Origin of the sequence: Ferruginibacter sp. (assembly GCF_031391665.1) — a bacterium.
In the GTDB taxonomy this organism is placed as follows: Bacteria; Bacteroidota; Bacteroidia; order Chitinophagales; family Chitinophagaceae; genus Ferruginibacter.
Genome location: NZ_JANMUN010000078.1, coordinates 1 through 1,702 on the forward strand (window position 1 = coordinate 1; position 1,702 = coordinate 1,702).

1 protein-coding gene is annotated in these 1,702 nt (G+C 34.1%); it reads left to right on the forward strand.

The features are described 5' to 3' along the window. The coding region (locus ACY651_RS06010) for a site-specific integrase (protein ID WP_462250732.1) at positions 1–1,024 on the forward strand (1,024 nt) is incomplete at its 5' end. Between the last annotated feature and the right edge of the window lie 678 nt (positions 1,025–1,702).

Here is a 1,702-nt window from a genome sequence, read left to right on the forward strand (position 1 = left end):
CCTTGATAACCTTCAATCGGACGCTTATGAAGCACATCGGTATCTCCACGAAAATGGGAAACTGATTACAGCAGAATCCCTCAAAAACAGGATGCTGGGAAAGTCTGAAAAGTCTTACATGCTAATTGAGTTGTTTAAAGATCATAACTGTAAAGTAGCAAGTTTAGTCGGTAAAGACTTTGCACCTGCAACCCATAAAAGATATGAAACGTCACTGCGGCATACGCAGGCTTTTTTAAAATTCCAATTTGGAGTTACTGATATTAATATTGAAAAAGTTGATAATGCCTTTATTACTGATTTCGATTATTATTTAAGAACTACGAATAAGTGCAATAATAACTCGACCCTTAAGTACATTAAAAATTTAGGGAAAATAATCAGGATATGTCTTTCCAATGGCTGGATTATAAAAAATCCTTTTGTAAACTATAAAGGAAAAATTAAAACTGTAAACCGGGTTTATCTCACGGAAGAAGAAGTACAGCGAATGGCTGATAAGAGTTTTGATATTGATCGGTTAAGCCAGGTTCGTGATGTGTTTTTATTTTGTTGTTTTACAGGTTTGGCTTACGTTGATATTAAAAAACTAAAAATTTCTGAAATTACAAAAGGGGTAGACGGTGGATTATGGATTTTTACAAACAGGCAGAAAGCTGATACCAGATCAGCAATTCCTTTATTGCCTACAGCAACTCAATTGATTAAGAAATATTCAAATCATCCGCTTTGTATTAATAAGGATATGCCTTTACCTGTGCCAAGTAATCAAAAGATGAATGGGTATTTAAAAGAGATAGCAGCAATGTGTGGGATAGATAAGATATTGACTTCACACATTGCCCGACACACATTTGCTACAACAATTACATTAAGCAATGGTGTACCTATTGAAACTGTTTCTAAAATGCTTGGACATTCCTCAATAAAACAGACACAGCATTATGCTAAAATATTGGATTTAAAAATTAGTGCTGATATGTTTTTACTAAAGCAAAAGCTGGAAGATAGATATGTTAAATAAACCCTGCTGTTATTTTAAATGCAAATCAATACAATTCATTATTTTCTGAAAAAAAATATAGAATTTAGTGCTATGAAAACGGATAAAAATTATGTGGAGTTCGTCCAAAACATTTAAAAGCAAATAGTACAAAGCCAACATGCCGCCGCAAGGCTTGCTAACAAAGGCAATTGTTTCTTTATTTTAAAACAGGCAAAATGATTTCCGATAAAAACAGGTTGTAAAAGTGGGGAGCAAAACTAGTCGACCAAATTTTAGCATATCTTCAAAAGGAATTGCCTGGGTTAAAGTGTTTTCAGCCGGTAACCTTAAGAAGATAAGGATTTTTACAGAGGCTTATTCTTCACTCTTGACAATTGGTTCGACAGTGTCGAACCAATTAGAGCAAACAGATTTAGGGGAAGTAATTTCAATTTGTTCGACACTATCAAACCAAATAGAGCGAAATGACTTTTATAAGATTTTTTGCGGAATAAGCTTCCCCTGTCATTTTACTATTCTTGCCAAAATAAAGGACTGTTAGGCAAGGATAATTTACCTCTACCACATGGAAAAAGAGTTTCAGTTTATTGCAGTTGGTCTCCAAATTTTTCAGGCCGGCGGAAAGGCTAATTAATTGCTTTGTTCAAACTGTTGTCTTTCGTATTGTTATGTAATGATAAGCGGTACTGCTTTGGC